Source organism: Vibrio tubiashii ATCC 19109 (assembly GCF_000772105.1).
GTDB lineage: Bacteria > Pseudomonadota > Gammaproteobacteria > Enterobacterales > Vibrionaceae > Vibrio > Vibrio tubiashii.
This window is the reverse complement of record NZ_CP009355.1, coordinates 523,666-547,231: the sequence shown is the minus strand read 5'-3', so window position 1 is coordinate 547,231 and position 23,566 is coordinate 523,666. Positions and strand designations below refer to the sequence as shown.

The window sequence follows — 23,566 nt, the reverse complement described above, 5'->3', positions numbered from 1 at the left end:
AGCCAATGTGGCTCCTTTGAATAGAATTAGCTTACTAGGCTCTTAAACTTAAAACAAATTTAAGCGTTTGATACCTTTTTATGCCCTTCTTCTAGGTGAACAAAATCTACTAAATCATCACCTGACACTTGATATGCTTGACCAAAACCTTTTACAAACAGACCTTTGTCGGCTTTAAGGTTGAATAGAACGAAGTCTTGCAACTGGCTTAGACCGTCGATGATTTCACCGAAACGCCCCTGCATTTGTGCAACGACTTGAGTCCACTGCTCAGTATCACGCTCTACTACAGAAGCGACTGCATCAAACGTTAAACGCTTACGTGCAAACAGCTGCTTAGAGGTATCTTCATCTTCAATCATCATGATAGAAACATTTGGGTTTACCTGCAGGTTACGCGCGTGACGAGCAATTTCAGAGATAAGCACGAAATAGCCATCTTGGTTTTGCACATATGGAGCGTAGCTTACGTTTGGACGACCATTTTCATCGACTGTCGCCAGTTGCAGTGTACGTCGCTCTTGGCGAAACTCTTTAATTTCAGGCTCAAGACGTCCTTGAAGGCGTTCTTGTTTAACTTGTTGATCCATGTTGAGGCTCCTAACTTTCTCTTACTATTATTATTCTGAATTACTTTCTAAACTCTTGCTGCCATTGTTTGAATGTCGCTACCTGCGATTCAATCAATTCACGCTTTTCATTACGACCTAGGTAGATCTTAAATATGTTATTTCCCGCTTCACAGAAGAAACCAAAGTAGTGGCTTTCTCTACCCATGAAAGGTTTACTCACTAAAGCAATGTTCTTAACATTATCTAGCTTCAGATGGCCGTGTAGTTCGCCTTCACGTCCCATCAAGTTGTAGTAACCACGCGCAACTTTTCCTTTAGGAAACGGCGCTTTTACTTCAAAGATTGAACCAAAAGAATGAACAATTGTAGTAACAGGACCGAATCCAACTAAGCTCTCTAAGATATGCTGAGCTTGTTCTCCATCCACCAAAGCAATCATTTCTTCAGGTAAGGCCGCTACCGCTTCAAACTCAGAGACATTGAGTTTCTCAGCAATTGCTGCGGGTAGTAGAGTGGGTTCTTGCTCGATAAGCTGAGCAACCTGCTTTTTTAGTGCTTCCATAGTTTTTCCATTTACATCGCGACTGATTCGAGCGCGTTTTTTTCTTGATACGTTGACTGTAGTACTTGAATACAAGCTTGAGCGAGGCTTACTGCCCAAAATTGCCCAGCCAAAGTTAATGAGAGATAATCACCTTCGATTTGAACTAGCCCTTTTTCTTGCCAGTTGTGGAATAAAGGTAATAAGAAATCAAATGAGGATAGTCCTAAAAATTTAGGCATTGCCGCACGCGATAACACACCGCGGTCGAAGCCTGATTTCAGTACAGAAAAAATCGGTTCCAACGAGTGCTGCTTAGTCATCATTGCTACTAATGAGTCGCCAGACTTCATTGCTGTCATGTAGGTTTCTAGTGTTCGATGATTCATCATACCGTAGCCACCGATGTTGCCGCCTGCCCCGCAGCCAATAGGTAATACCTCAGCATAGGTTTTTGCTAACGAGTTGTATTGACTGCGTTCACGGTTGTCTCTAGCCCAATGGTTAACGCTGAGCTGTCGCATATGATGCTTTCGCATAAATTCTGAACCTAGCTGGTACATTGATGCTTTGTCAGGTGATGTTGCTGGTGCGGGGATCTTTCCTTTCTCGACCAGATTCAACATTGGCGCGTTACCACCAACCACTAACTGGTATAAATCTAACCCGTGAGCACCTGTCGACATGAAGTCGTTTAGATCTTGCTCAAACACCTCTAAGGTTTGGTAAGGCAAGCCATAAAGTAGGTCTAAAATAATGGGCGCTTGGTCAGTGGCACTTAAGGAGCTCACACGTTCCAGTACCGCTTCTCGGTCATCGAGGCGTTTTGCACTACGTCTAACCTGAGTATTAAAGCTCTGAATACCAAATGAAAAGCGGTTAAAACCACCCTCTAAAGCGCGCTCAAATGTTTCATCACTAAAGCGGTTAATTCGTCCTTCTAGAGTGATCTCACAATCAGTCGATAGAGGGAAATTTGCGCGAATGGCTTTGCCTAATCGCTCGATTTGCTCCGCCGACAAATCGGTGGGCGTTCCCCCACCAATATAAACCGCATGGAAAGTTCCAGATTGCGTCCAAGGTATCGCCGCTTTGTGCTTAATTTCAACCATCAAGGCTTCGAAATAATCATCAACTAGCTTTCGGCTGGCAGCATTTTGGAAAAAGTTACAAAAGGTACAACGGACTCGGCAAAAAGGAATATGGATATATAAGCAGCGCTTATCATTTTTTTCCCCTTGTGAGGCATAGAGTCTATTTAATACTTCAGCTTTCTGCTCAGGCAATAAAGGGGCTGCCATACCTCCTGCATGAGGGGAGGACTTTTTGGCAAAAGCAAAGCGAAGTGGATCTGGCGTATCTGCCGCCAAAATTGATTCATCAAATTTATAAATATCTAGCATTTCATAAATCTCTCAGCGCTTGTCAGCTCTAGCCTCACGCTAAATTCTTAAAAACTGGAAACGATCATAAATTGGCGCTAATGATAATGCAATTGATAATTGATCTTATTTGCATTGTGGGTAATAATTCTAATCCGTCTGGTCACCGATATGAATCATGGAGAACTCAAGTGAACGTCAAGCGATACACCATTGCAGGTAGCATTTCGTTAGCTATCCACGCTGCGTTCGTGTTCGTTGCACAAGAGCCGAAAGCCTTTGCAATGCCTGCCGGGGCACAATCAAGTTCTGTGTCGATTAATTTTAAAGCAGTCGCGACGCCGCCTGCCACACCGGTAGAACAACCGGTAACACAGTCAGAACCAAAAGCTGAACCAGAACCTACTAAAGAACAAGTGACTCCGCCTGTGCCCCAAAAGGTTGTAAAACAACCTAAACCAGTCGAAAAGAAAGTCGTCAAGAAAAAGCCCAAGGTAGAAAAAAAAGTCACCAAAGCGAAACCTGTACCTAAGAAACAACCTGTGGCTGACCAACCACAAGAGAAACCCGCGCAAAAGGTAGTTGAAAAAAAGCAAGCGCCTAAGCAACACGACTCGAAATCCCAGCCAGAGCTGGTTAATCAAGGGGCAAGCTCTCAACCCGTAATGGTCACCAAACCTTCGTTTCTCACTCGCCCTTCTGCTCCCAAGTATCCGCGATTGGCGAGAAAACGTGGTATTGAAGGCATCGCCCTTTACGAAATTTGGCTAGATGAAGATGGTAAACAAGTTAAACAAGTCCTTATCTCATCTTCAGGCACTGACATGCTTGATAAGTCAGCACTGACAGCAATCAAGAAGTGGCGATTCTCGCCACACTCTGTCGATGGGCAAAAAATGGCTCATCGCGTTCAAATCCCTGTTCGTTTTAAGTTGGATCGATAATGGAACAATTACAGCAATTGCAACAACAATTAGGTCTTATGGCTTGGCCATTGATCATCTGCTCAGCACTCACATTAATGATTGTTGCCGAGCGTCTTTTTCAAGTCATGATTAGCCTAGGTGTTGGCAAACGAGCCATTCGTAGCGAACTAAAGCAGATTAGCCCAACTGACAGCCATCAAATCGAGGCGTTGGCAGAGAAACTCTCACCTCGCCGACCTTTGCTCTACAAAGGTGTGGCCATGTTGCTTGCTCACCACTCATTTTCTAAAGCTCTGCGTGAAGACGCCGCAGGTATGTGGTTACAAGAAAAACGCCACCAGCTTAATTCAGGGTTAAGGCTACTGACTCTGATTGGGGTGATTAGCCCACTGATTGGCTTACTGGGAACAGTATTAGGTCTGATAGAGATGTTTAAAGGCGTCGCGGCCTCGACAGGCAACATTACCCCTAATGACCTAGCTGACGGACTTGGTTTGGCAATGAGAACCACTGCCGCTGGTCTTCTTATTGCACTACCTGCGATTGCCGGAGCCCAACTTCTCGGCTTGTGGGCCGATAAAGTTATGGCGAAATTAGAGCACACTCTTAACTACGTAAATCTATGGTTGGAAGGGATTAGCCTTCAGCATGTATCACCAGATAACGCTTTGACCACAATAAAGCCCTCCGCGAACTTAGCAACTGAGGCGAGTTCATGATCAAGGTTAGGCAGGAAGAAAATCGCTTCGGCTTGACCCCTGATCTTACGCCTCTGCTCGATATTATTTTTATCGTCATGGTGTTTTTGATGCTCACCGCGGCAGTAAAGCTTGACTCACTTGAAGTTGACTTGCCGACCACTGACTCGCAAGTAGTGTCAGAGGTGGATACTAAATCTCTAACCGTCAATATCTTGGAGGCAGAACCTCACTGGGCAATTGATGGTAAAGAATACATAGACTGGGAGAATTTCACCCTAGCGTTACTGGAAGAATACAAATCTAACAAACAGCCCATCGTGATAGGTGCAGATAAAACAGCCGAAGTTCAGCACCTAGTGAAGTTGCTCGCCTTTTTGCAAGAAAACGGTATTCAAGCGACACAGCTACTCACGGAAGAATCTAAATAATCGAGTTCAACATGTATAAAAAAGCCCTTTTAAAAACCGTAACCGCCCTTTCTTTATCGTTAATAGCTTCAACATCATTCGCAAGCGAAAGAATTGTCAGTGCAGGAAGTGCCGTTACAGAATTGCTTATCGCGTTAAATCAGCAAGAAAAGCTGGTCGCGGTTGACGTCACGAGCGAACTACCAGGATCATTGCAGCTGCCAAAAATAGGTTATCACCGACGTTTATCAGCAGAAGGTCTTTTGGCTCTCGGTCCAAATCGCTTGATCGGCTCGGATGAGATGGGGCCAGAGACGGCTCTCAGCCAGCTTCGCTCAGCAGGTGTTGAAGTTGATATCGTCAATACAAAGCCAACTCCAGAAGGTCTTCTTGAACGTATTGATGAAATCGCCGCACTGACTCAAGCCGAGCAGCAAGCAAGCGAGTTGAAAAAGCAAGTAACTGATCAGATTGCTAGTTTAGAAAAGAACAAATCTCAGCAAAAATCAGCGAAGAAAGTGCTGTTCCTACTTATCCACGAAGGAAGACCTGCTAACGTCGCCGGACGTGATACCACCCCTAACGCGATTATTGAACTCGCAGGTGGTGTTAACCCAGCCGCTAGCCAGTTAAGTTCATACAAACCGCTTTCTACCGAAGCTATGGTCGAAATGCAGCCAGACATTATTTTGGTCAGCGGGCGCAGCTATAACAAATTGGGTGGTGCCGACGAAATACTAAAGAAAATGCCAATGCTCGCGGCGACACCAGCAGGACAGAACAAACAGTTCATTAAAATTGATGGTCACGCATTAGTCGGCGGACTGGGATTAAAAAGCCTGTCTGAAGCTGAGCGCTTAAGCCTGCTTTTGAAATAACGAGTCACTACTATGCTTTTACGCCGTCTGCCGCTTAGTGCTGCTATTGCCATATTTGGTATTGCCTTGGTTGTTACTGCGATCAGTTCCGTCACTGTTGGCCCTATGAACATTGGCTTTTGGGAAAGTGTCCAAAGCCTTATGTTTCGTTCAGAACAGTTAGCCCCACATGTGAATTTGGTTATCCATGAAATACGCTTTCCACGCACTATCTTATGCATGCTGGTAGGCGCAATACTCGCTATCTGTGGCACTGTAATGCAAGGTTTGTTTCGCAACCCTCTTGCTGAACCCGGTATTATCGGTGTGTCAGCAGGTGCATCATTAGGGGCTGCGTTGGCGATCGTTCTGTTTGCTGATCTTAGCGAGCAATACCCTCAATTTATGAACTTAGCTGCCGTACCGATATTTGCCTTTCTTGGTGGTGCGTTGACGACTGTTCTTGTCTATAAGTTAGGCACAAGCAAGATGGGCACGTCTGTGACTATCATGCTGTTAGCCGGTGTGGCGATTAGTGCTCTATCGGGGGCGGGAATCGGTTACATGAACTTTATTGCCGATGACCAAATGCTGCGTGACTTATCACTCTGGTCGATGGGGTCATTGGCAGGCGCAAATTGGACCAGCATCATCTTATGTGCCATCACATTGGTTTTATTGATGATCATATTTGTGCGTAAGGCGATGTCACTGAACGCTCTTTTGCTAGGCGAAGCGGAAGCCAACCATCTGGGTATTCCTGTACAACGCTTGAAGCGCCAGCTGATTCTGTTAACCGCTGTTGGTGTTGGTGTCACTGTGAGTGTTTCTGGCATGATTGGCTTTATCGGCTTGGTTATCCCTCACTTAGGTAGAATGCTATCGGGCCCCGATCACCGAACCCTATTGCCAATCTCGGCACTGATGGGCGCTTTACTGCTTACGTTTGCCGATATGTTCTCTCGCGTTGCCGTCGCTCCTGCAGAGTTGCCTGTTGGTATTGTTACAGCACTCATCGGTGCGCCTTTCTTCATCTATCTACTCTTCAAGCAAAAAGGAAAAATCATCTGATGAGTAAAGTTGTTTTATCAGGTAAGCATATTTCCATGAAGTTCGGCGCTCGCAAGGTATTGGATGATATTAATATCGATATTCGTGCCGGAGAAGTCACTACACTTCTAGGACCTAATGGTGCAGGCAAGAGTACATTGCTTAAACTGCTTTGCGGAGAAATACCGTCACGCTGTGACATTCACTATTTCAACCAACCGCGAGAGCAATGGAAACCAGCGGACTTGGCTAAGCACCTCGGAATGCTGCCACAACACAGTACATTGAGTTTCCCATTTCTTGCCCATGAAGTGGTTGAGCTTGGGGCGATTCCTTTAAATGTGCCAAACAAGTCTGCACAAAAGCTCGCGAATAAGTATATGGAGATGACGGATGTCACTCACCTAAGTGACCGCTTGTACCCATCACTGTCTGGCGGCGAAAAACAGCGCCTTCATTTGGCTCGCGTTCTCGTTCAGCTTGATCAGGCAGGTAAAAATAAGATCTTAATGCTTGATGAGCCAACCTCCGCGTTAGATTTAGCCCACCAGCACAATACGTTGAAGATTGCGCGTAAACTAGCCGATGAACATGATACTGCCGTTGTTGTCGTGCTGCATGATTTGAACTTAGCCGCTCAGTACTCAGATCGCTTGATCGTGCTTCATGATGGCAAGCTAGTTTGCGATGACGCGCCGTGGAAAGCTCTGCAACCGGAGATGATTAAACGTGTTTACGGTTATGACTCCATTGTTGCACCGCATCCTACGCTCAACTTCCCTCTCATTTATCCGGCCGCTTAGGTAATTTAGAAGGGTCAGAGAACCTTGGCTATACTCAAGTTATCGTGCTTGAGAGGCGCTATAAGATGGTTCGGATCACTGACCCCTTGATTATTGTTCTTAGCTTGTTACTCAGTTTTGGGGGACTCGCTGCCCCTCAAGATAACCTTCCTCATATCCGTGTCTGTGGAGATGCCATCGACTGGCCGCCTTATACCTATGTACTGAACGATAAAGCACGAGGCTATGATGTCGACATATTGGAAGAGGTCTTTACCAAGCAAGGGTTAAGCTACGATATCACCATGACTTCTTGGTCACGATGTCTTCGCGGGGCAAAAAATGGGGAATTCGACTTAGCCCTTAGTGCCTCTTTCAATGTACGAAGAGATAAAGATTACCTCTACACAGACTGGTATTACGCCATTACCCCACATTATGTCTACTCAACAGAACGTTTTCCCAATGGTCTGGTGATCTCAAATGTCAAAGATCTTGCCCAATACCGAGTCTGTGGCAACCACGGATATAACTATTCCGATTTCCAACTGAGTAACATTACGCGCGTTGGTCATTCCGTTCATGATTGCCTTGAGCAAGTGAGACAGGGAAAGTGCGACATTTACCTAAACTGGGCAGAGATTCTGCACGCGATAAAGGAGATGTGGGGGATAGACCTAATAACGGATGAATTAGTTTCTGTCGCCGTTCCTGAAATGAAACCACACAAATTCCACATGCTTATATCACGTAAATTAGAGCAAAGGCATGAACTAAAACAGTATTTAGATCAACACCTTCGCACTATTCGACAACGAGAGTAATCGCTATAGAAGTCTTCTTCTTAGCCCTGTTTTCTCTAACACCCTCGTCGAGATCTCTTCGACAGAAAGGGAAGAGGTATTGATATATGGAATCGCCTCACGGCGGAACAAAGACTCTACCGTTTGCAGCTCGTGTAAACATTGCTCATTACTGGCGTATTCACTACCGGCTAATCGATTTTCACGTATCTCAGTCAATCTCTCTGGATTGATGGTCAAACCAAATAACTTGTGGCGATGAATCTCAAACTCGGGCAATAGCCTCATGCGCTTCAAGTCATCATCGATAAATGGATAATTGACCACGCGCAAACCAAACTGCATCGCCATATATAAACTGGTCGGTGTCTTCCCGCTTCGAGAAACCCCCAGTAAGATGATGTCCGCCTCTTCGAGCCCTTTTAGGGTAATTCCATCATCGTGCGCCAAGGTATATTCAATCGCGGCTATTCGGTCAAAATACTTATCAGAGTCGCGTCCTACACTGCGCGAACGCTGCAACTTCGGTTTAGGCTGCATCTGAATATCATCTTGTACTTTCTGAACAATACTCTCTAACACGTCGTAGCCATACGAGTTCGACTCTAGCAAGCGCTGACGAAACTCAGGAATAACGATGGAGAAAAACACCAACGGCTTTATGCCACTTCTTTGGTATGAAGTTTCAATTTCTTTTATCAGGTCAGATAATTTGTCTTCGCTTTCGATGAAAGGAAAGGTTTTCTCATTAGCTTTAAACGGGAATTGACCCAGAACAACGTGCCCTAATGTTTCACATGTTATAGCCGTTCCGTCAGAAACATAGAATACATCACGACTTTGAATATCAATTTGCATTTTTTTTTAAACTTTAAAATTCTTTTGAGTAGGATAGAAGCCATAATATCGACAATAAAACCCGGGTTGCTGTTACGGCCCCCACAGCTTTGAAAATTCCTTGTGAATTTTTTTAAGCTTTTACGTAATCGTTTGCCCAATCCCTACAAAGCTGCAATGTTTCTGGAGAAAGACATGCAAAAGAACACCCTCTGGTTCGATGGCCTATCCATGGAAGATGTCGACAAAGTCGGCGGTAAGAATGCCTCACTTGGTGAAATGGTTTCCAACCTAGCCAATGCTGGCGTTTCAGTACCCAACGGTTTTGCGACCACTTCCTACGCGTTTAACCAGTTCCTAGATTTTGAAGGACTGGATGATCGCATTCACCAATTGCTGGATGAACTGGACGTTGATGATGTAGACGCTCTGCGTAAGACAGGTGCTACCATCCGTCAATGGGTTTTAGAAGCCCCCTTCCCTGCTGATCTAGAGCAGGATATACGTGAAAACTACCAAGAACTTATTGGCGGTAATGATGAACTTTCAGTTGCTGTTCGTTCATCAGCCACCGCTGAAGACTTACCAGACGCTTCTTTCGCTGGTCAGCAAGAGACTTTCCTTAATGTGAAAGGTATCGATGCTGTCCTTGAAGCAACAAAACATGTTTACGCATCACTGTTTAACGACCGTGCGATTTCGTACCGTGTTCACCAAGGATTCGACCACCGCGGAATCTCGCTTTCAGCGGGCATTCAACGCATGGTTCGCTCAGACAAAGCGTCTTCAGGTGTTATGTTTACTCTAGATACTGAGTCAGGCTTCGACCAAGTTGTATTTATTACTTCTTCTTGGGGCCTTGGCGAAATGGTTGTTCAAGGTGCGGTTAACCCTGACGAGTTTTATGTCCACAAGCCAATGCTTGAAGCGGGTCATTACCCAATCGTTAAGAAAACCTTTGGTTCTAAACTGATCAAAATGATCTACTCAACCAACCAAGAAATTGGCAAACAGGTAGACATCATTGATACCACAGAGCAAGAGCGCCAAGCGTTCTCATTAAACGATGAAGAGATCAAAGAGCTAGCGAAGCAAGCAATGATCATCGAGAAGCACTACCAACGTCCTATGGATATTGAGTGGGCCAAAGATGGCATTGACGGCAAACTGTATATTGTTCAAGCACGTCCAGAGACCGTATGTTCTCAAAGCGAGCAAAATGTTATTGAGCGCTATGAGCTAAACAATAAGGCTGACGTTCTTGTTGAAGGTCGTGCGATCGGTCAACGCATTGGTTCTGGCCCAGTCCGTTTAGTCGACTCGCTAGACCAAATGTCTTTGGTTCAAGATGGTGACGTGCTTGTCACAGACATGACAGACCCAGACTGGGAACCTGTGATGAAGAAGGCATCTGCGATTGTGACTAACCGAGGCGGTCGTACTTGTCATGCGGCGATCATCGCCCGCGAACTAGGCATCCCAGCGATCGTAGGTTGTGGTACTGCAACGACTAGCCTTCAAGATGGTGCGACCGTGACAGTCTCTTGTTCTGAAGGTGAAACAGGTTACGTTTATCAAGGTGAACTTGAGTTTGAAGTTAAGCGCTCTTCAGTCGACGAGCTGCCAATGCTACCAACTAAAGTGATGATGAACGTAGGTAACCCAGATCGCGCTTTCGATTTCGCACAACTTCCGAACGAAGGTGTCGGCCTTGCGCGCTTAGAGTTCATCATTAACAAGATGATTGGTATTCACCCGAAAGCGCTATTGAACTTTGACGAGCAAAGTGACGAGCTAAAAGCTGAAATCAGTCAGCGCATTCGTGGCTACAAAGACCCTATCGATTTCTACGTGAGTAAGCTAACAGAAGGTATTGCCACGATTGGCGCTGCATTCTGGCCTAAGCGTGTGATTGTTCGTATGTCAGACTTTAAGTCTAACGAGTACAGCAATCTAGTTGGTGGAAAGAGCTTTGAACCGCACGAAGAGAACCCGATGCTAGGTTTCCGTGGTGCATCGCGTTATATCTCGCCAGTATTTGAAGACTGTTTTGAGCTTGAAACACAGGCAATTAAACGCGTTCGCAATGAGATGGGTCTGAAAAACGTCGAGATTATGATCCCATTTGTTCGTACACCAAGCGAAGCAGCATCGGTTATCGACCTTCTTGCTAAGTTTGACCTACGCCGTGGCGACCAAGGCTTGAAAGTGATTATGATGTGCGAACTGCCATCGAATGCAGTACTCGCTGATGAGTTCCTGAAATACTTTGATGGCTTCTCTATTGGTTCAAACGACATGACTCAGCTTACGCTTGGTCTTGACCGTGACTCAGGTGATGTTGCACATCTATTTGACGAGCGTAACCCAGCGGTGAAAGCTATGCTTCAAATGGCCATCGATGCGGCAACCAAAGCGGGTAAATACGTCGGTATTTGTGGACAAGGTCCATCGGATCATGACGACCTAGCTGAATGGCTGATGGCTCAAGGCATTAGCTCTGTATCATTGAATCCTGATACGGTTATTGATACTTGGTTGAAGTTAGGTAACGTAAGCAAGTAAACTCGCTTAATATGAGGAAAGGCTTCCAATAGGAAGCCTTTTTTACTTTCTGGTTTAAGCTCGCTTAAAACTTGTAGCCACCACCGATCATAAATACCCAAGGGTCGATTTCGACTTTGGTCGAGTATTCTTGTCCACCAGCCTTATATTTCGCTGTCGTATCAATATCTGCATACCAAACTGAAGCATTTAAGAACCAGTCTTCATTGAGTTTATAATCCAAACCGATGTTTGCTGCTAACCCCCATGAATCATCAAGTGATAAGTCACTTAAGCCAGCATTGGTTCCTGTACTATTTAGGCTCTCATCAAAGAAAACTGTATAGTTAATACCCGCACCTACATATGGGCGAAAGTCACTGCCAGACTCACCGAAATAGTACTGAACCATAAATGTTGGCGGTAAATGCTTAGTTTCAGCAATGTCACCTAAGCCACCGTGATTGGTAGAAATTTTGTGCTTAAATGGTGTTGCAGCTAACACTTCAAAACTGATGGTATCAGTAAACATATAGCCTACTGTTAACCCAAGTTGGATATTAGAATCGACCGAAAACTTCGAGCCTGGATTATCCAAAACATCACCGCTGCTTTCATTCGGTACCACTGCCGCTAAGCCACCACGTACAATAATATCACCCTCTTTATGAGCAAACGCATTTGCTGAAGCGAGTATTGCTAGAACAGTTAGGCTTAAAAGTGTTTTTTTCATTTTGATTTCCTTTTGTAGGGTTTTGTTTTATTGATTGAAGGAATCATTGTTATTTGCGCCGCAAAGTAGCACATAAAAACCATACAAAATTGAGGGAAATCAATTTGTGAAATTTATTGAGTATGCAGTTACTTTTTTATCGAGACGATCACTAAAAGATGTAACATTGATGACATTTATGTAATGCAACTTTTATGTTCATCACGCACTAAAAAAGCTCCCGAAGGAGCTTTAAACTTAGCTAGTACTCGCGTCACTCTGTTGCTTAGCGAGTTCGATTTCCCTTTGCTTGAGCATCTTATCCATATCATCTCGATGAGACTGGAATGATGCCATCTGTTTCTTAGGCACAGAGCTTGCCATGGGGATATTGGCTTTCATCGCATTGACAGGCCTACCACGGTCAATCAACTCATAGTGAATATGAGGGCCTGTGACACGCCCTGTCGCGCCTGATAAACCAATTCGCTGCCCGCGAGAAATCTTCTGTCCCTTACGCACCAAAATCTTACTCAGGTGAAGGTAACGAGTCTTGTAGCGGCTGCCATGTTGGATCACTACGTAGTTACCTGCATAAGGATGTTTACGCGTCATGATCACGACCCCATCACCCGTTGATACAATCGGCGTTCCCGTAGGGGTTGCCCAGTCTGTACCATTGTGAGGTGAAACACGTCCAGTTACCGGGTGCTTACGAGTCGGGTTGAAGTTGGAGCTTAGACGATATCGACCATTAACCGGTTTACGCTGGAAAGCCCGTTGCAGGCTGTCACCATTGTAGTCGTAATATTGCCCGTCACTATGTAGATAAGCAGATAGCACACGACCACGGTTATAGATTTTAATCGCTTGTATTTCTCGATTACCAGTAAGCTGATCTCCAACAAACTGGCGTGACTGAACCACTTCAAACTTATCGCCCGAGCGTAAATCTCGAGCAAAATTGATCTTATCTTTTAGTAGGCTAACCACTTGTTCAATTTCGCTCTTTCCTAAGCCAAGCGCATTGACTGACTGGGAGAAGCTGCCATTAATTTCCCCAACCATAGGGAATGATTTCCAAACACCAGGAATTTTAACGTCGGCAAACTCATAACTGCCATCTTCGAGTCGGCTATACACCGCACGTTCAACTAAGCTAAATTCAAGCTCCATTTTGCTTAAATTGCCCGTTTCTTCGTTACGCCAGAATCTCAATGTGTTTCCAGGTTTCAGGGTATCTAAAGCAAGGAAGTTAAGATCGGTTTCCATGATCTTCATTAGCTCGCTATAACCAAAACCCAGCTGATCAAAGATGGTGCTTAGGTTATCGCCAGCTTGAATTACATATTCGTAGTCAGGAACGTCACGTACAACTTCATTGTCGAGTAAGAAATCGGATACAAGGGAAGACTCAGGAAGAGAAAGATCAATAGTGCGATGATACTTACCATGCTTAGGTGCGCTAGATATGGCGACTGCAGCTAGGAGAGGTAAACTCACCACCATCATTTTTTTTGGTCTAGACAGCTGTTGGAAGCGGGTCTTCAAACTTCTAGTTAGCACAATTTGACCTATTACCTGATATAAACAAAGGCATAAGGTTACGAATTTATCTAGAAGTTGTCACCTGCGAAATGTCAGATTTAAACTAAAAAAGGCGCAGATTGCGCCTTTATTGGTCTAAATTAGCAGTTACTTCTAAAGTTATCGCTGTTACTGATAGGTCGACACTAGACCGTTATCTTCACCAAACCCATTTGGTCGATATTGGTCTGCGTTCGGATCATTGATCCATTTTTCTTTATCTACCAGATACCTAAATTCGAACTGACTATCTTTTGGCAAACGAGTCTTAAACTTGTATGACTTCGATTTCGCCACTTTCTTCATTTCCGTTGGCTGCCAATCTAAAAAATCAGCAACGATAGCGACAGATTGACCTACTTCTTCCGCTGCAAGCTCAAAGGTAACTTCAACTTCATTTTTCGTTTTGAAAAAACGTTTATTGATCATAGTTTACTCCGTTAACGACAATTAAATTCCATCTCATAACTTGTTAGGTCAAATCATAAGCAATCTATCACACATACTCAATACTGAATTCAATGCGGATAACTTGGGTATTTAAACCTATTGCTTTGCTAAGCTATCTTGCTCAGTTACCTTGAAAAGTATAGTGGTTAATTGAGAAGGTTCTTCTGACATTGCTTGATGTTCATCACGTTGTAAGAGTTTCACCGTCACTTGATTTTCATTAACAGAAATATCTTTGATTCGGACTCTATCTCCCAAAAATGCAGAGCCTTTTGTCACCATACGCTGTCTAAACTCATCGTATGTAGAAATGATTAAATAGTAAAAAACGCCTGAACCTTGGTTACTTACTACTAATGGCGACACGTAGGTGGTCTCATTTACCTGCGTGATAAAGCGAGTTTCTATCGACACCTCACCACGCTCAGCCCCGTCTTCGTAGGTGCCTTTCACAATCTGTGGTTGCTCCATATCTTCAATAAATGTAAAGGCAGTACTTTCTGGGATTTTAATCGTCCAAGGGTTGACCGTTTTAATTGAAAACAGGCTTTGCATTACTCGATCTGACTGAGAGACTTGGTTAGGAAATTTGGCTAAAATTTCTTCATCAGTAAGACTGAACCGATAAATCCCTGCCACAGCGACTATGATTAGTAATACGATAGGAATCAAAAGGATAAGTGGGACAGGTAAAATGCGTTTTTTCATGTGAGTTAAGGTCTTATAAAAGCGATACGTTATTCGCCTCCATGTTAGCAGGACACTATTAGGAGTTAAAATGGAACATCAGAAGAAAATTCGAATCGCAGATTGTAGCTGTGGCCAAGTGAGCTTAGTTTGCCGAGGAAAACCCTCTCGTACTTCAGTTTGTCACTGTTTTGAGTGTCAAAAAAGAACGGGCAGTGTCTTTGGTGTACAAGCGCGATTCGAAAAAGAGCAAGTCTCTTTTAGCGGCGAGTTGATTGAGTACACCAGGATAAGTGACTCTGGCAATGAAGTGACCTATTCGTTTTGCCCTAAATGCAGCACAACGATGTTGCTCCGTCTACAAGCGGCACCTGATGCTCTTGTTGTGCCCGTAGGCGTATTTAACGAACATGACTTACCCTCACCAAGCTTTTCAGTTTATGAAGAGAGGAAACACGGTTGGGTCAAATTTGATTGCCAAATGGAGCACTACGATTAGATCTTCTCGACTCATTGCTTCGGATCAATATTCTCGGCATTTTTCCCCTACCGAACTCAGCATACTCGCTCTATAATTGCGCCCTAATCTAAGGAGTCAATTTTGATCACCAAACTCCCTCGTTGGGTAGAATATGGCGCTTTTCTACTCGCTTTACTCGCTGGCACCGTAAACGCTATCGGTCTGCTCGGCTTTCAGCACCAAGCCGTTTCACACATATCTGGCACAGTCACTCTCTTAGGCACGTCAATCGAAGCTCTCAATGCGCAAACAGGCCATCTGTTTCTGATCCTGTTTAGCTTCCTGTTTGGCGCGATTCTCAGTGGGTTGTTTATAGAGAGTACAGCACTCAAATTAGGCCGCCGATATGGAATAGCATTGTGCGTCGAAGGCTTTTTGTTGCTTGGAGCTTATTGGCTGCTTGATAACAACTACCTTGCCGGACAGTACTTAGCTTCTGCAGCTTGTGGATTACAAAACGCCATGATCACGACATTTAGTGGCGCTATTGTTCGTACCACGCATATGACAGGGATCATTACTGATCTCGGATTAATGATCGGAGCAAAGTTACGGGGAGAGGGCTTTGACTATCGCAAAGCTAAACTGTTTATGTTTATTTTCTGCGGATTTTTATTCGGCGGTATCGTGGGCGCCAAGGTATTTTCAATCTACTCAATAGCTGCTCTTTTACTACCTGTAGCTTTAGCGTTCCTACTTGCGCTCACGTACTGGCGCTTCCTTTCAAACCATACTGCACACAAATAATGTGCCACTACACTTGAAACACACAGACAAACAATTTAACATTCTCGACACATTTAACCACTAAATTATAAATATTCGACGCTTTATCTTGAATATTTAGCGATATTTATTGAATAGTATTGCAAGGATGCATAAAAGCCATTAATCTTGCGCCAATTTGATAATATATGGACGTTTAGTGAATATATATGCCACCTGATGGCTATACTATTTATCTAGTTGTAACTCGAGAAACGTATGCAAAACAGCGCTCAATCAACCGAACAGCCAAAAAGTAAAGGCAACTTTTGGATGTTCTTTATCCCTTCTTTGATCGGTTTATTCCTTTTTATGGCTCCGATCAGTTACGAAGGTGATATTACTATCCCTGTCGCAGTACTAGCGAAATCTATCCAAGCTATTTTTGGTGACCACCTAGTTGGAATGGTGACAGCGATCATCGCTTTTATGGCTATTGCTTCCGCACTATGTCGCATCAAAACACCGGCTTTTATCGCCAATAGTAATTTTTTAAATGGATTGTTCAATCCCAGCCCACTATGGTTAGCCGTGCGTTTGATTGGTGGCACAGCCGTCATTATGACTTTCTTCCAAGTTGGGCCAAATGCGGTATGGGAAGAGAATACTGGTGGCTTAGTACTAGAGGGGCTGCTACCGACGCTTTTCTCTGTATTTATTTTTGCGGGTTTACTGCTTCCACTACTACTTAACTTTGGCCTACTGGAACTATTTGGCACCTTACTGAGTAAAATTATGCGCCCAGTGTTCAATTTGCCAGGGCGCAGTGCCATTGACTGTATGGCGTCATGGTTAGGTGATGGTTCTGTCGGTATCCTTCTGACAAGTAAGCAGTACGAAAATAAATTCTATACACAACGTGAAGCGGCAGTTGTTGGTACTACTTTCTCAGCCGTATCAATTACATTTAGCCTCGTCGTGATTGCACAAGTCGAATTGGAGCATTTGTTCCTGCCATTCTATGGTGCGATTTGCCTAGCTGGCTTAGTCGCAGCAATCATCATTCCACGACTTCCTCCGTTGAGCTTTAAGAAGAACACCTTTATCGATGGTTCTGAACCTGCTAAGGATGCCGATGCCATTCCTCAAGGGCATACCGCGTTCTCATGGGGCATGGACCTAGCACTTAAGAAAGCCGCTCAGGTGAAGTCGGTTAAAGGCGTGTTTGGCGAAGGCGTACGTAACGCAGTTGACATGGTGTTTGGCGTGCTTCCTGTCGTTATGGGTCTAGGTACGATTGCCCTTGTGATTGCAGAATACACATCTGTTTTCAGCATTCTCGGTCAACCTTTCATCCCATTCCTTGAATTGCTTGGTGTCCCAGAAGCGGCAGCTGCATCTGAAACCATCGTTGTTGGATTTGCGGATATGTTTATCCCAGCGATCTTAGCGGCGTCAATTGATAACGAAATGACACGTTTTGTTATTGCAGCAATGTCGGTAACACAGCTTATCTACATGTCAGAGGTTGGGGCTCTGCTTCTAGGTAGCCGTATTCCAGTAAACATTTTTGAGCTGTTCGCAATATTTATCTTGCGTACCTTGATTACCCTGCCAGTGATTGCAGGTGTTGCTCACCTAATATTTTAAAGTAACGAGACTAAGCCCCTTCGGGGGCTTTTTTTGTACCTAGCAATCACCCCTCTACCACTAATTGGTTAGCCTACATTCTCCTCAGGAATTAAAATTCCCTTAACAATCATCTCATCATATAATTAATGATACATTACATAATAACCTTACTTGCAAGGAGTGCTTATGAGGTGGACGCTGGTATTTGTATCACTGTTATTGAGCTTTCAAGCGATAGCTTCTCAACTGGTTATTCGAGTTGGCGATGAGCAAGCAGTTCATCTATCTTATGCTGATATTACAACCAAACTCTCCCCTGCCTCATTTACCACTAAGCTGCCTTGGTACGCCAACACCAATAAGTACACCGGTTTTAAAGTCTCTGAGTTATTGCAGTATCTTTCAATAAATGATGCTTTCTCCGTCTCTTTCATCGCCCTCAATGATTACGCTGCCAGCTCTCAAATTGAGGATATTTTAAAATATGAGCCTATAGTTGCATACAAGATGAACGATAAAAAGATGAAGGTCCGAAATAAAGGCCCGTATTGGCTGGTCTTTAACTTAGATGAAAACCCAAAGATCGATAACGCTGTTTTTCATTCGCAAATGGTATGGCAAATCGATGAGATAATGGTACATAGAAAACAAGATGTGGAAAATAAATAACGATAATGACCCATCCACCTTACTAAAACGAGCAAAGTACCTGCTGCTGTTGCTCAGTGTTGTATTGATTGCTGCCAACCTTTACTTCCTTTCGGCTACTCGGCAACATGCGCATTCATATAGTGAGCAGCATAATCAGGCCACTTGGTTCCTCCTACAGCTCACCAAAGAATTCACTGAACTAAAATCTATCGTGCCATTTTCTACCTCTAATGAAGAGTATATGGATAAAACACTTTTAAAGTATGAGCTTACTTGGTCACGCTTTGACCTTCTGCTTACAAGTGATGAAGCTGACTCATTTATCTCTCTTCCCGGTGCACGAGAATTCTTCACAACGCTATTTCACCACTTCCAAGCTTTAGAACCCAAGATTGAGCAACTAAAGACACCTCAGCAAGCCGCAGAGTTAGGCTTAGAACTTGATACGCTTTATCAATCAATGGTGAAGTACGTGAACACCAATTTCCGTGTTAAAAGCCCGCTATATGAACACCAACAGCGCGCAGCTAACGATTTAAATCAGTTCCAGCTGACCTCAATGCTCTTACTGATCGTTTGTGTTGTACTTGTCACGTTCATTTTACACAAAGAATCCGAATACCATCGGCAGCAATCTTTAACTGACTCTCTCACCGGCATTGCCAATCGCTTGGCATTGTTCAATGACCTAAAATGGCGAGTACACAACGACTATCCTTTCCATCTATTCCTGCTCGACCTAAATGCGTTTAAAGCCGTCAATGATCAGTATGGTCACCAAGCTGGTGATCGCGTACTGAAAGCTTTCGCTGAACGCTTAAGTAGCCTAGATACTCAATGCTATCGAATTGGAGGAGACGAATTTGCGATTATCAATGATAAAATTGCTGTGGATGAACTGCATTCTATTACCGAAGCAATACACAACCAAATGAGAGCGTCCATAATAGTCACAGATGGCTGTGTGATTCATATTGGTACCAGTATTGGCAGTGCGCGATTCCCAGAAGATGCAGAAGAGATCAACGATCTAATGCAACTCGCCGATAATAAAATGTATGTAGAAAAGCACACTGCACGTAAAATCAAGATATCCGAAACTATAGGTTAAAGTACTTGGTGAGTTTGCCTTGCGTATTTCTGCAATACCTCATGCTTAACGTCCTTGTCGCTTTGCGGTTGCCATAAACCTCGCCCAATACCACCGACGATCATATGGATTACTGCCGCATCAATTGCTGACATCACGGCGACATTAACAGGTTCATTGTTGCCAACTAATACAGTTAACATGCTAAACCTAAAGCACCGGATACAAAAAAGCCCCTCACGAAGAGGGGCAAAGTACCATCGCTTATAGTTATAATTTTGTCTTGCCAGTATTCGATATCAACCAAAGTCACCGTTTACATAACCACGAGTTCGGTCGTCTTGAGGATCGCTAAAAATCACTTGAGTATCATTGTGTTCGACCAACTCTCCCATTAGGAAGAAAGCAGTACGATCAGAGATACGGCGTGCTTGCTGCATAGAGTGCGTCACGATAACGATCGTATAGTTCTTTTTCAGCTCTTCCATTAACTCTTCGATCTTATGTGTTGCGATTGGGTCAAGTGCTGACGTTGGCTCATCCATCAAAATGACATCAGGCTCCATCGCGATTGTGCGCGCAATACATAAACGCTGCTGTTGGCCACCAGACAAACCAAATGCGTGAGATTTCAAACGGTCTTTCACTTCATCCCAAAGCGCGGCGCCACGTAGAGATTGCTCGACAACTTGGTCGATGTGTTTTTTATCTTTAATGCCTTGAGCTCGTAGACCATATGCTACGTTCTCGTAAATGCTCATTGGGAACGGGTTTGGCTTTTGGAACACCATGCCCACTTTAATGCGCAGATCTGCGACATCAATGTTGCCATAGATGTCATCGCCATCCATCTCTAGGCGACCGGTGATTTTTACGCCTTCAATCAGGTCGTTCATGCGGTTCAAGCAACGCAATAGTGTTGACTTACCACAGCCAGATGGGCCGATCAGCGCCGTGACTTGACGCTCTGGTACTGGCAGGTTGATTGATTTCAGTGCTTGGTTTTCGCCGTAAAATAGATCTAGATTTTCAATATCAAATTTGTTCATTGTCTTAATCTCTTAAATTCTGTAATTCGTGTCTAACTATGCTGACTAGGGCTAGGTTTAGTAGGTAGCTTTATTAAAGCGGCTAGCGATAAATTTGGTTGTCATATTGATCAATAAGACCACGACAATCAGCACTGTTGCTGTACCGTATGCTTGATTCCACTCTTCAATAGTGAACAGCTCGGTAGTTAGCTTATAAAGGTGAACAGTTAGTGTGCGTCCTGAGTCGAGAAGAGAATCTGGAACTCGCGCAACCATACCTGCTGTTAGGAACACAGGTGCGGATTCACCAATTACACGACCAATACTCAGAATGACCGAAGTTAAGATACCTGGTGTCGCGCTCGGTAGAATAAGACGCCAGATAGTGTAGATTTTTGAAGAGCCTAGTGCATAAGAGCCTTCACGGTATGTTTGTGGTACTGCCATCAACGCCTCTTCCGTAGTACGGATAATGACTGGCAGAATAAGAATACTCAGAGTTAAAGCACCCGATAGAATCGAGAAGCCAAGACCAAGAATCGCCACGAAGAAGGTCATACCAAATAGACCAAAGATAATCGATGGTATACCGGCCAATGACTCAGTACAGAAACGAATAACTTTAACTAATCGGCTACCCACCTTCGCATACTCAGTAAGGTAGATGGCCGTCATAATGCCGAGTGGCGCCGCAACCGCGATCGATGCAATTACCATGTAGATGGTCGATACGATCATCGGGAAAATACCCTTTTCTTCGCCAGTCGCGGTGTAGTTATCGGTAATGAACGCCCAGTCCACATGCTGGAGGCCATTGGAAAGAATGTACCAGATAATCCAGAACAGGAATCCAACCGTTAGCGCTGCAGCAGCCCAAATGAAGGCATTTAGGATATTGTCTTTGGTCTGACGAGCTTTCTTAAGTTTTGCTGTATCCATTTGCGAGGCCTTTGTCTTATTAGGTGATTGATTTACTTGAGACATAGTCATTACTTCGCTTTTTCACGGTTAAGGTAAAGCAGAACCGCATTCAGAGACATAATAAATACCAGTAGAACAACACCGGTTGCGTAGAGTGCGTTCGCGTGGACACCACTTGCGTAAGACATTTCAATCGCAATGTTCGCTGTTAGAGTACGTGCAGAGTCAAGAATACCCTCAGGCATCGCTGGCGCATTACCCATAACCATGATGATTGCCATGGTTTCACCCAACGCGCGACCGATACCCAGAATCACACCTGTCATGATACCGCTTCGAGCAGCAGGCACTAACAGTTTGAAAATAGTAAAGATCTTCGAAGCACCTAGTGCCAATGAACCTTCTTTATAGGTTCTTGGTACTGCGCGAATCGACGTTTCAGATACCGTGATAACCGTTGGAAGAATCATCACACCTAGCACGATGATACCCGCCAGAATCGTGTTACCAGCCGGAACATTGAAGATATTTTGAATCAGAGGAACGATGATTACCAAACCGAAGAAGCCGTAAACGACCGAAGGGATACCCGCCAAAAGCTCTACCGCAGGGCGAATAATGTCAGCAACACGTTTAGGCGCGATTTCAGCAATATAAATCGCCGTTAGAACACCAACTGGCACACCAACCACGACTGCACCTAAGGTAGATACCACTGAGGCAACAATCATAGTAGCAACGCCGTAAAGCGCTGGCGGCAGCCAATCTTGGCCAAGGACGATGCCAGAAACACCCGCTTCTTGGAACGCAGGGATACTTTCTTTAACAATGAAGTAAGCGATAACCGCTAGAGAGACAATACCGATAACCGCACTGGTTAAAAACAGGCCATGGAAGATTCTTTCTTTCCAATCTACACGTTTTTGGGCACGCAGACCTGACTTGTTTAGTTGAGTCGCTTCAGTATTCATAAGCTTTTCACTATTTGCGATGGTCATATGAAAATCTCACAGTTCGAGCTGCAAAGCAGAGTCGAAATGGATTGAAAACGCTCAGCCCGAAAAGGTGGGCTGAGCAAATTTAATAAATGGGGTTAACTGTTATTAGTTAACTGAGATGTAGCCTTTGTTATCAACAAGAGCTTGTGCTTCATCTGAAACCATCCAGTCTAGGAACTTCTGAGTTTCAGCAGATGGCTTGCCTTCTTTGAAAAGAACCAGGAATGGACGAGCAACTTTGTAAGAACCGTTCTTAACGTTGTCTACGTTCGCTGCCACACCGTCGATTGAAAGCGCGTTTACAGAGTTATCAACTGTACCTAGAGAGATGTAGCCGATAGCGTAAGGGTTTGAAGCAACCATAGTTTTCAGTGCGCCGTTACCGTTTGCAACTTGAGCACGTTGAGAGATTGCAGAAACCTTCTTACCAGAGATTTTCTTCTTAAGCTTCATGATGTCTTCGAATGCACCACGAGTACCAGAAGCTGTGTCACGAGTGATTGCTACGATTGGCTTATCAGCACCACCAACATCTTTCCAGTTAGTGATATCGCCCTTGTAAATCGCAGTTACTTGCTCAGCCGTTAGCTTGTCTAAGCCATTTTTTGGGTTAACAACGACTGCGATACCGTCTAGTGCAACTGTTAGTTCTTTAAGAGCAGGCTCTTTTTCAGAATCTTTCAGGTTACGTGAAGACATACCAAGGTCAGCACTGCCGTTTTTCGCTGCTTTTACACCAGCAGAAGAACCAGGGCCTTGAACTTCGATAAATACGTTGTTGTGTGTCTTCATGTATGTTTCAGAGAAAACTTCCATCAGTGGAGTTACGCTGCTAGAGCCCACTGCAGAGATAGTTTCTTTAGCAGAAACTGAAGTCACTGCCATTGCGCCTAGAAGTGCGATTGCACCGATTACTGTCTTTTTCATCACAATTTCCTTAAGTGGCTTTATTGCCGTTGTGTTTCACTTGAACGGTGCCCACTTTAGGACTCAAATATGACAGTTGTGTTTCACTTCGTTGAAGCCTGTATGACAGATTAAATTTTTCTTTTTCCCCGTCCCAGAACAATTATTAGAGTAGATCGTTCTGTTTGAAATTCGGCTAATTGTGTCCAAACGTGACAAATTGAACACATTTTAACCTAATGAAAAATATGAATAATTTAGTTGCATAATGCCT

At 44.2% G+C, this 23,566-nt stretch carries 26 protein-coding genes; 13 read left to right on the top strand and 13 right to left on the bottom strand.

Annotated features, from left to right (window positions below; genetic code table 11):
• Nucleotides 1-59: 59 nt before the first annotated feature.
• From hutZ to hutW, 3 genes are read right to left on the bottom strand one after another with little or no spacing between them, the layout of a single operon-like run.
• A complete protein-coding gene (hutZ, locus tag IX91_RS17575; protein ID WP_004745628.1) occupies nucleotides 60-590 on the bottom strand; it encodes a heme utilization protein HutZ in 531 nt (176 codons plus the stop codon).
• 40 nt (nucleotides 591-630) lie between these two features.
• Nucleotides 631-1,134 (bottom strand): heme utilization cystosolic carrier protein HutX, encoded by a 504-nt coding sequence (gene hutX / locus IX91_RS17570; RefSeq protein ID WP_004745627.1) that lies wholly within the window; start codon nucleotides 1,132-1,134, stop codon nucleotides 631-633.
• 11 nt (nucleotides 1,135-1,145) lie between these two features.
• On the bottom strand, nucleotides 1,146-2,516 hold the full coding sequence (gene hutW / locus IX91_RS17565; RefSeq protein ID WP_004749052.1) for a heme anaerobic degradation radical SAM methyltransferase ChuW/HutW: 1,371 nt from the start codon (nucleotides 2,514-2,516) through the stop codon (nucleotides 1,146-1,148).
• A gap of 170 nt (nucleotides 2,517-2,686) precedes the next feature.
• Between hutW and IX91_RS17560 the strand changes: the two genes are divergently transcribed.
• From IX91_RS17560 to IX91_RS17530, 7 genes are all read left to right on the top strand, one after another.
• Nucleotides 2,687-3,439 carry an energy transducer TonB gene (locus IX91_RS17560; protein WP_004745626.1) on the top strand — a complete coding sequence of 251 codons (753 nt, stop codon included), beginning with the start codon at nucleotides 2,687-2,689 and terminating at the stop codon, nucleotides 3,437-3,439.
• Nucleotides 3,439-4,140, top strand: a complete 702-nt coding sequence (locus tag IX91_RS17555; protein ID WP_004745625.1) for a MotA/TolQ/ExbB proton channel family protein — start codon at nucleotides 3,439-3,441, stop codon at nucleotides 4,138-4,140. Before IX91_RS17560 ends, IX91_RS17555 begins: the two co-directional genes overlap by 1 nt.
• Nucleotides 4,137-4,550 carry an ExbD/TolR family protein gene (locus IX91_RS17550; protein ID WP_004745624.1) on the top strand — a complete coding sequence of 138 codons (414 nt, stop codon included), beginning with the start codon at nucleotides 4,137-4,139 and terminating at the stop codon, nucleotides 4,548-4,550. Before IX91_RS17555 ends, IX91_RS17550 begins: the two co-directional genes overlap by 4 nt.
• A gap of 11 nt (nucleotides 4,551-4,561) precedes the next feature.
• The gene (locus IX91_RS17545) at nucleotides 4,562-5,407 is read left to right on the top strand and encodes a heme/hemin ABC transporter substrate-binding protein (RefSeq protein WP_004745623.1); all 846 of its coding nucleotides are present in this window, start codon (nucleotides 4,562-4,564) and stop codon (nucleotides 5,405-5,407) included.
• Nucleotides 5,408-5,419: 12 nt separating this feature from the next.
• The gene (locus tag IX91_RS17540; RefSeq protein WP_004745622.1) at nucleotides 5,420-6,457 is read left to right on the top strand and encodes a FecCD family ABC transporter permease; all 1,038 of its coding nucleotides are present in this window, start codon (nucleotides 5,420-5,422) and stop codon (nucleotides 6,455-6,457) included.
• Nucleotides 6,457-7,239, top strand: coding sequence for a heme ABC transporter ATP-binding protein (locus tag IX91_RS17535; RefSeq protein WP_004745621.1), 783 nt, complete (start codon nucleotides 6,457-6,459; stop codon nucleotides 7,237-7,239). Before IX91_RS17540 ends, IX91_RS17535 begins: the two co-directional genes overlap by 1 nt.
• 65 nt (nucleotides 7,240-7,304) lie before the next feature.
• Nucleotides 7,305-8,042, top strand: a complete 738-nt coding sequence (locus tag IX91_RS17530) for a substrate-binding periplasmic protein (RefSeq protein WP_004745620.1) — start codon at nucleotides 7,305-7,307, stop codon at nucleotides 8,040-8,042.
• Nucleotides 8,043-8,045: 3 nt separating this feature from the next.
• Here the strand turns inward: IX91_RS17530 and ppsR are convergent, their stop codons facing one another.
• Nucleotides 8,046-8,879 carry a posphoenolpyruvate synthetase regulatory kinase/phosphorylase PpsR gene (ppsR, locus tag IX91_RS17525; protein WP_004745619.1) on the bottom strand — a complete coding sequence of 278 codons (834 nt, stop codon included), beginning with the start codon at nucleotides 8,877-8,879 and terminating at the stop codon, nucleotides 8,046-8,048.
• 174 nt (nucleotides 8,880-9,053) lie between these two features.
• Here ppsR and ppsA point away from each other — a divergent pair, with 174 nt between their 5' ends.
• The gene (ppsA, locus tag IX91_RS17520; RefSeq protein WP_004745618.1) at nucleotides 9,054-11,423 is read left to right on the top strand and encodes a phosphoenolpyruvate synthase; all 2,370 of its coding nucleotides are present in this window, start codon (nucleotides 9,054-9,056) and stop codon (nucleotides 11,421-11,423) included.
• Between the two features lie 64 nt (nucleotides 11,424-11,487).
• Here the strand turns inward: ppsA and ompW are convergent, their stop codons facing one another.
• The 4 genes from ompW to IX91_RS17500 all read right to left on the bottom strand — a co-directional run bounded on the left by ompW (nucleotide 11,488) and on the right by IX91_RS17500 (nucleotide 14,859).
• Nucleotides 11,488-12,135, bottom strand: coding sequence for an outer membrane protein OmpW (gene ompW / locus IX91_RS17515; RefSeq protein WP_004745617.1), 648 nt, complete (start codon nucleotides 12,133-12,135; stop codon nucleotides 11,488-11,490).
• A 237-nt stretch (nucleotides 12,136-12,372) separates the two neighbouring features.
• Nucleotides 12,373-13,626 carry a peptidoglycan DD-metalloendopeptidase family protein gene (locus tag IX91_RS17510; RefSeq protein WP_004745616.1) on the bottom strand — a complete coding sequence of 418 codons (1,254 nt, stop codon included), beginning with the start codon at nucleotides 13,624-13,626 and terminating at the stop codon, nucleotides 12,373-12,375.
• Nucleotides 13,627-13,830: 204 nt separating this feature from the next.
• Nucleotides 13,831-14,130, bottom strand: a complete 300-nt coding sequence (locus tag IX91_RS17505; protein ID WP_004745615.1) for an isoamylase early set domain-containing protein — start codon at nucleotides 14,128-14,130, stop codon at nucleotides 13,831-13,833.
• Nucleotides 14,131-14,247: 117 nt separating this feature from the next.
• Nucleotides 14,248-14,859 carry a hypothetical protein gene (locus IX91_RS17500; protein WP_004745614.1) on the bottom strand — a complete coding sequence of 204 codons (612 nt, stop codon included), beginning with the start codon at nucleotides 14,857-14,859 and terminating at the stop codon, nucleotides 14,248-14,250.
• A 70-nt stretch (nucleotides 14,860-14,929) separates the two neighbouring features.
• On the opposite strand from IX91_RS17500, the gene IX91_RS17495 reads away from it, so the two are divergent.
• The 5 genes from IX91_RS17495 (at nucleotide 14,930) to IX91_RS17475 (ending at nucleotide 19,457) form a co-directional block, all read left to right on the top strand.
• Nucleotides 14,930-15,337, top strand: coding sequence for a GFA family protein (locus IX91_RS17495; RefSeq protein WP_004745613.1), 408 nt, complete (start codon nucleotides 14,930-14,932; stop codon nucleotides 15,335-15,337).
• 102 nt (nucleotides 15,338-15,439) lie between these two features.
• On the top strand, nucleotides 15,440-16,105 hold the full coding sequence (locus tag IX91_RS17490; RefSeq protein WP_004745612.1) for a YoaK family protein: 666 nt from the start codon (nucleotides 15,440-15,442) through the stop codon (nucleotides 16,103-16,105).
• A 237-nt stretch (nucleotides 16,106-16,342) separates the two neighbouring features.
• Nucleotides 16,343-17,713 carry a YjiH family protein gene (locus tag IX91_RS17485; RefSeq protein WP_004745611.1) on the top strand — a complete coding sequence of 457 codons (1,371 nt, stop codon included), beginning with the start codon at nucleotides 16,343-16,345 and terminating at the stop codon, nucleotides 17,711-17,713.
• A gap of 168 nt (nucleotides 17,714-17,881) precedes the next feature.
• Complete coding sequence (locus IX91_RS17480; protein ID WP_004745610.1) at nucleotides 17,882-18,364, top strand: molybdopterin-dependent oxidoreductase; 483 nt, start codon at nucleotides 17,882-17,884, stop codon at nucleotides 18,362-18,364.
• Entirely contained in the window at nucleotides 18,348-19,457 is a 1,110-nt protein-coding gene (locus IX91_RS17475; RefSeq protein ID WP_004745609.1) for a GGDEF domain-containing protein, read from the top strand. The genes IX91_RS17480 and IX91_RS17475 overlap by 17 nt, the downstream gene beginning before the upstream one ends.
• On the opposite strand, the gene IX91_RS17470 is transcribed toward IX91_RS17475, so the two are convergent.
• The 5 genes from IX91_RS17470 to IX91_RS17450 form a co-directional block, all read right to left on the bottom strand.
• Nucleotides 19,454-19,639, bottom strand: coding sequence for a CsgG/HfaB family protein (locus IX91_RS17470; RefSeq protein WP_004745608.1), 186 nt, complete (start codon nucleotides 19,637-19,639; stop codon nucleotides 19,454-19,456). The two genes, IX91_RS17475 and IX91_RS17470, sit on opposite strands and share 4 nt — an antisense overlap.
• Nucleotides 19,640-19,735: 96 nt before the next feature.
• Nucleotides 19,736-20,485, bottom strand: coding sequence for a phosphate ABC transporter ATP-binding protein PstB (pstB, locus tag IX91_RS17465; protein ID WP_004745607.1), 750 nt, complete (start codon nucleotides 20,483-20,485; stop codon nucleotides 19,736-19,738).
• A 57-nt stretch (nucleotides 20,486-20,542) separates the two neighbouring features.
• Entirely contained in the window at nucleotides 20,543-21,406 is an 864-nt protein-coding gene (pstA, locus tag IX91_RS17460) for a phosphate ABC transporter permease PstA (RefSeq protein ID WP_004745606.1), read from the bottom strand.
• A 50-nt stretch (nucleotides 21,407-21,456) separates the two neighbouring features.
• Entirely contained in the window at nucleotides 21,457-22,386 is a 930-nt protein-coding gene (pstC, locus tag IX91_RS17455; RefSeq protein ID WP_004745605.1) for a phosphate ABC transporter permease subunit PstC, read from the bottom strand.
• 105 nt (nucleotides 22,387-22,491) lie between these two features.
• On the bottom strand, nucleotides 22,492-23,313 hold the full coding sequence (locus IX91_RS17450; RefSeq protein WP_004745604.1) for a phosphate ABC transporter substrate-binding protein: 822 nt from the start codon (nucleotides 23,311-23,313) through the stop codon (nucleotides 22,492-22,494).
• Nucleotides 23,314-23,566: the final 253 nt, after the last annotated feature.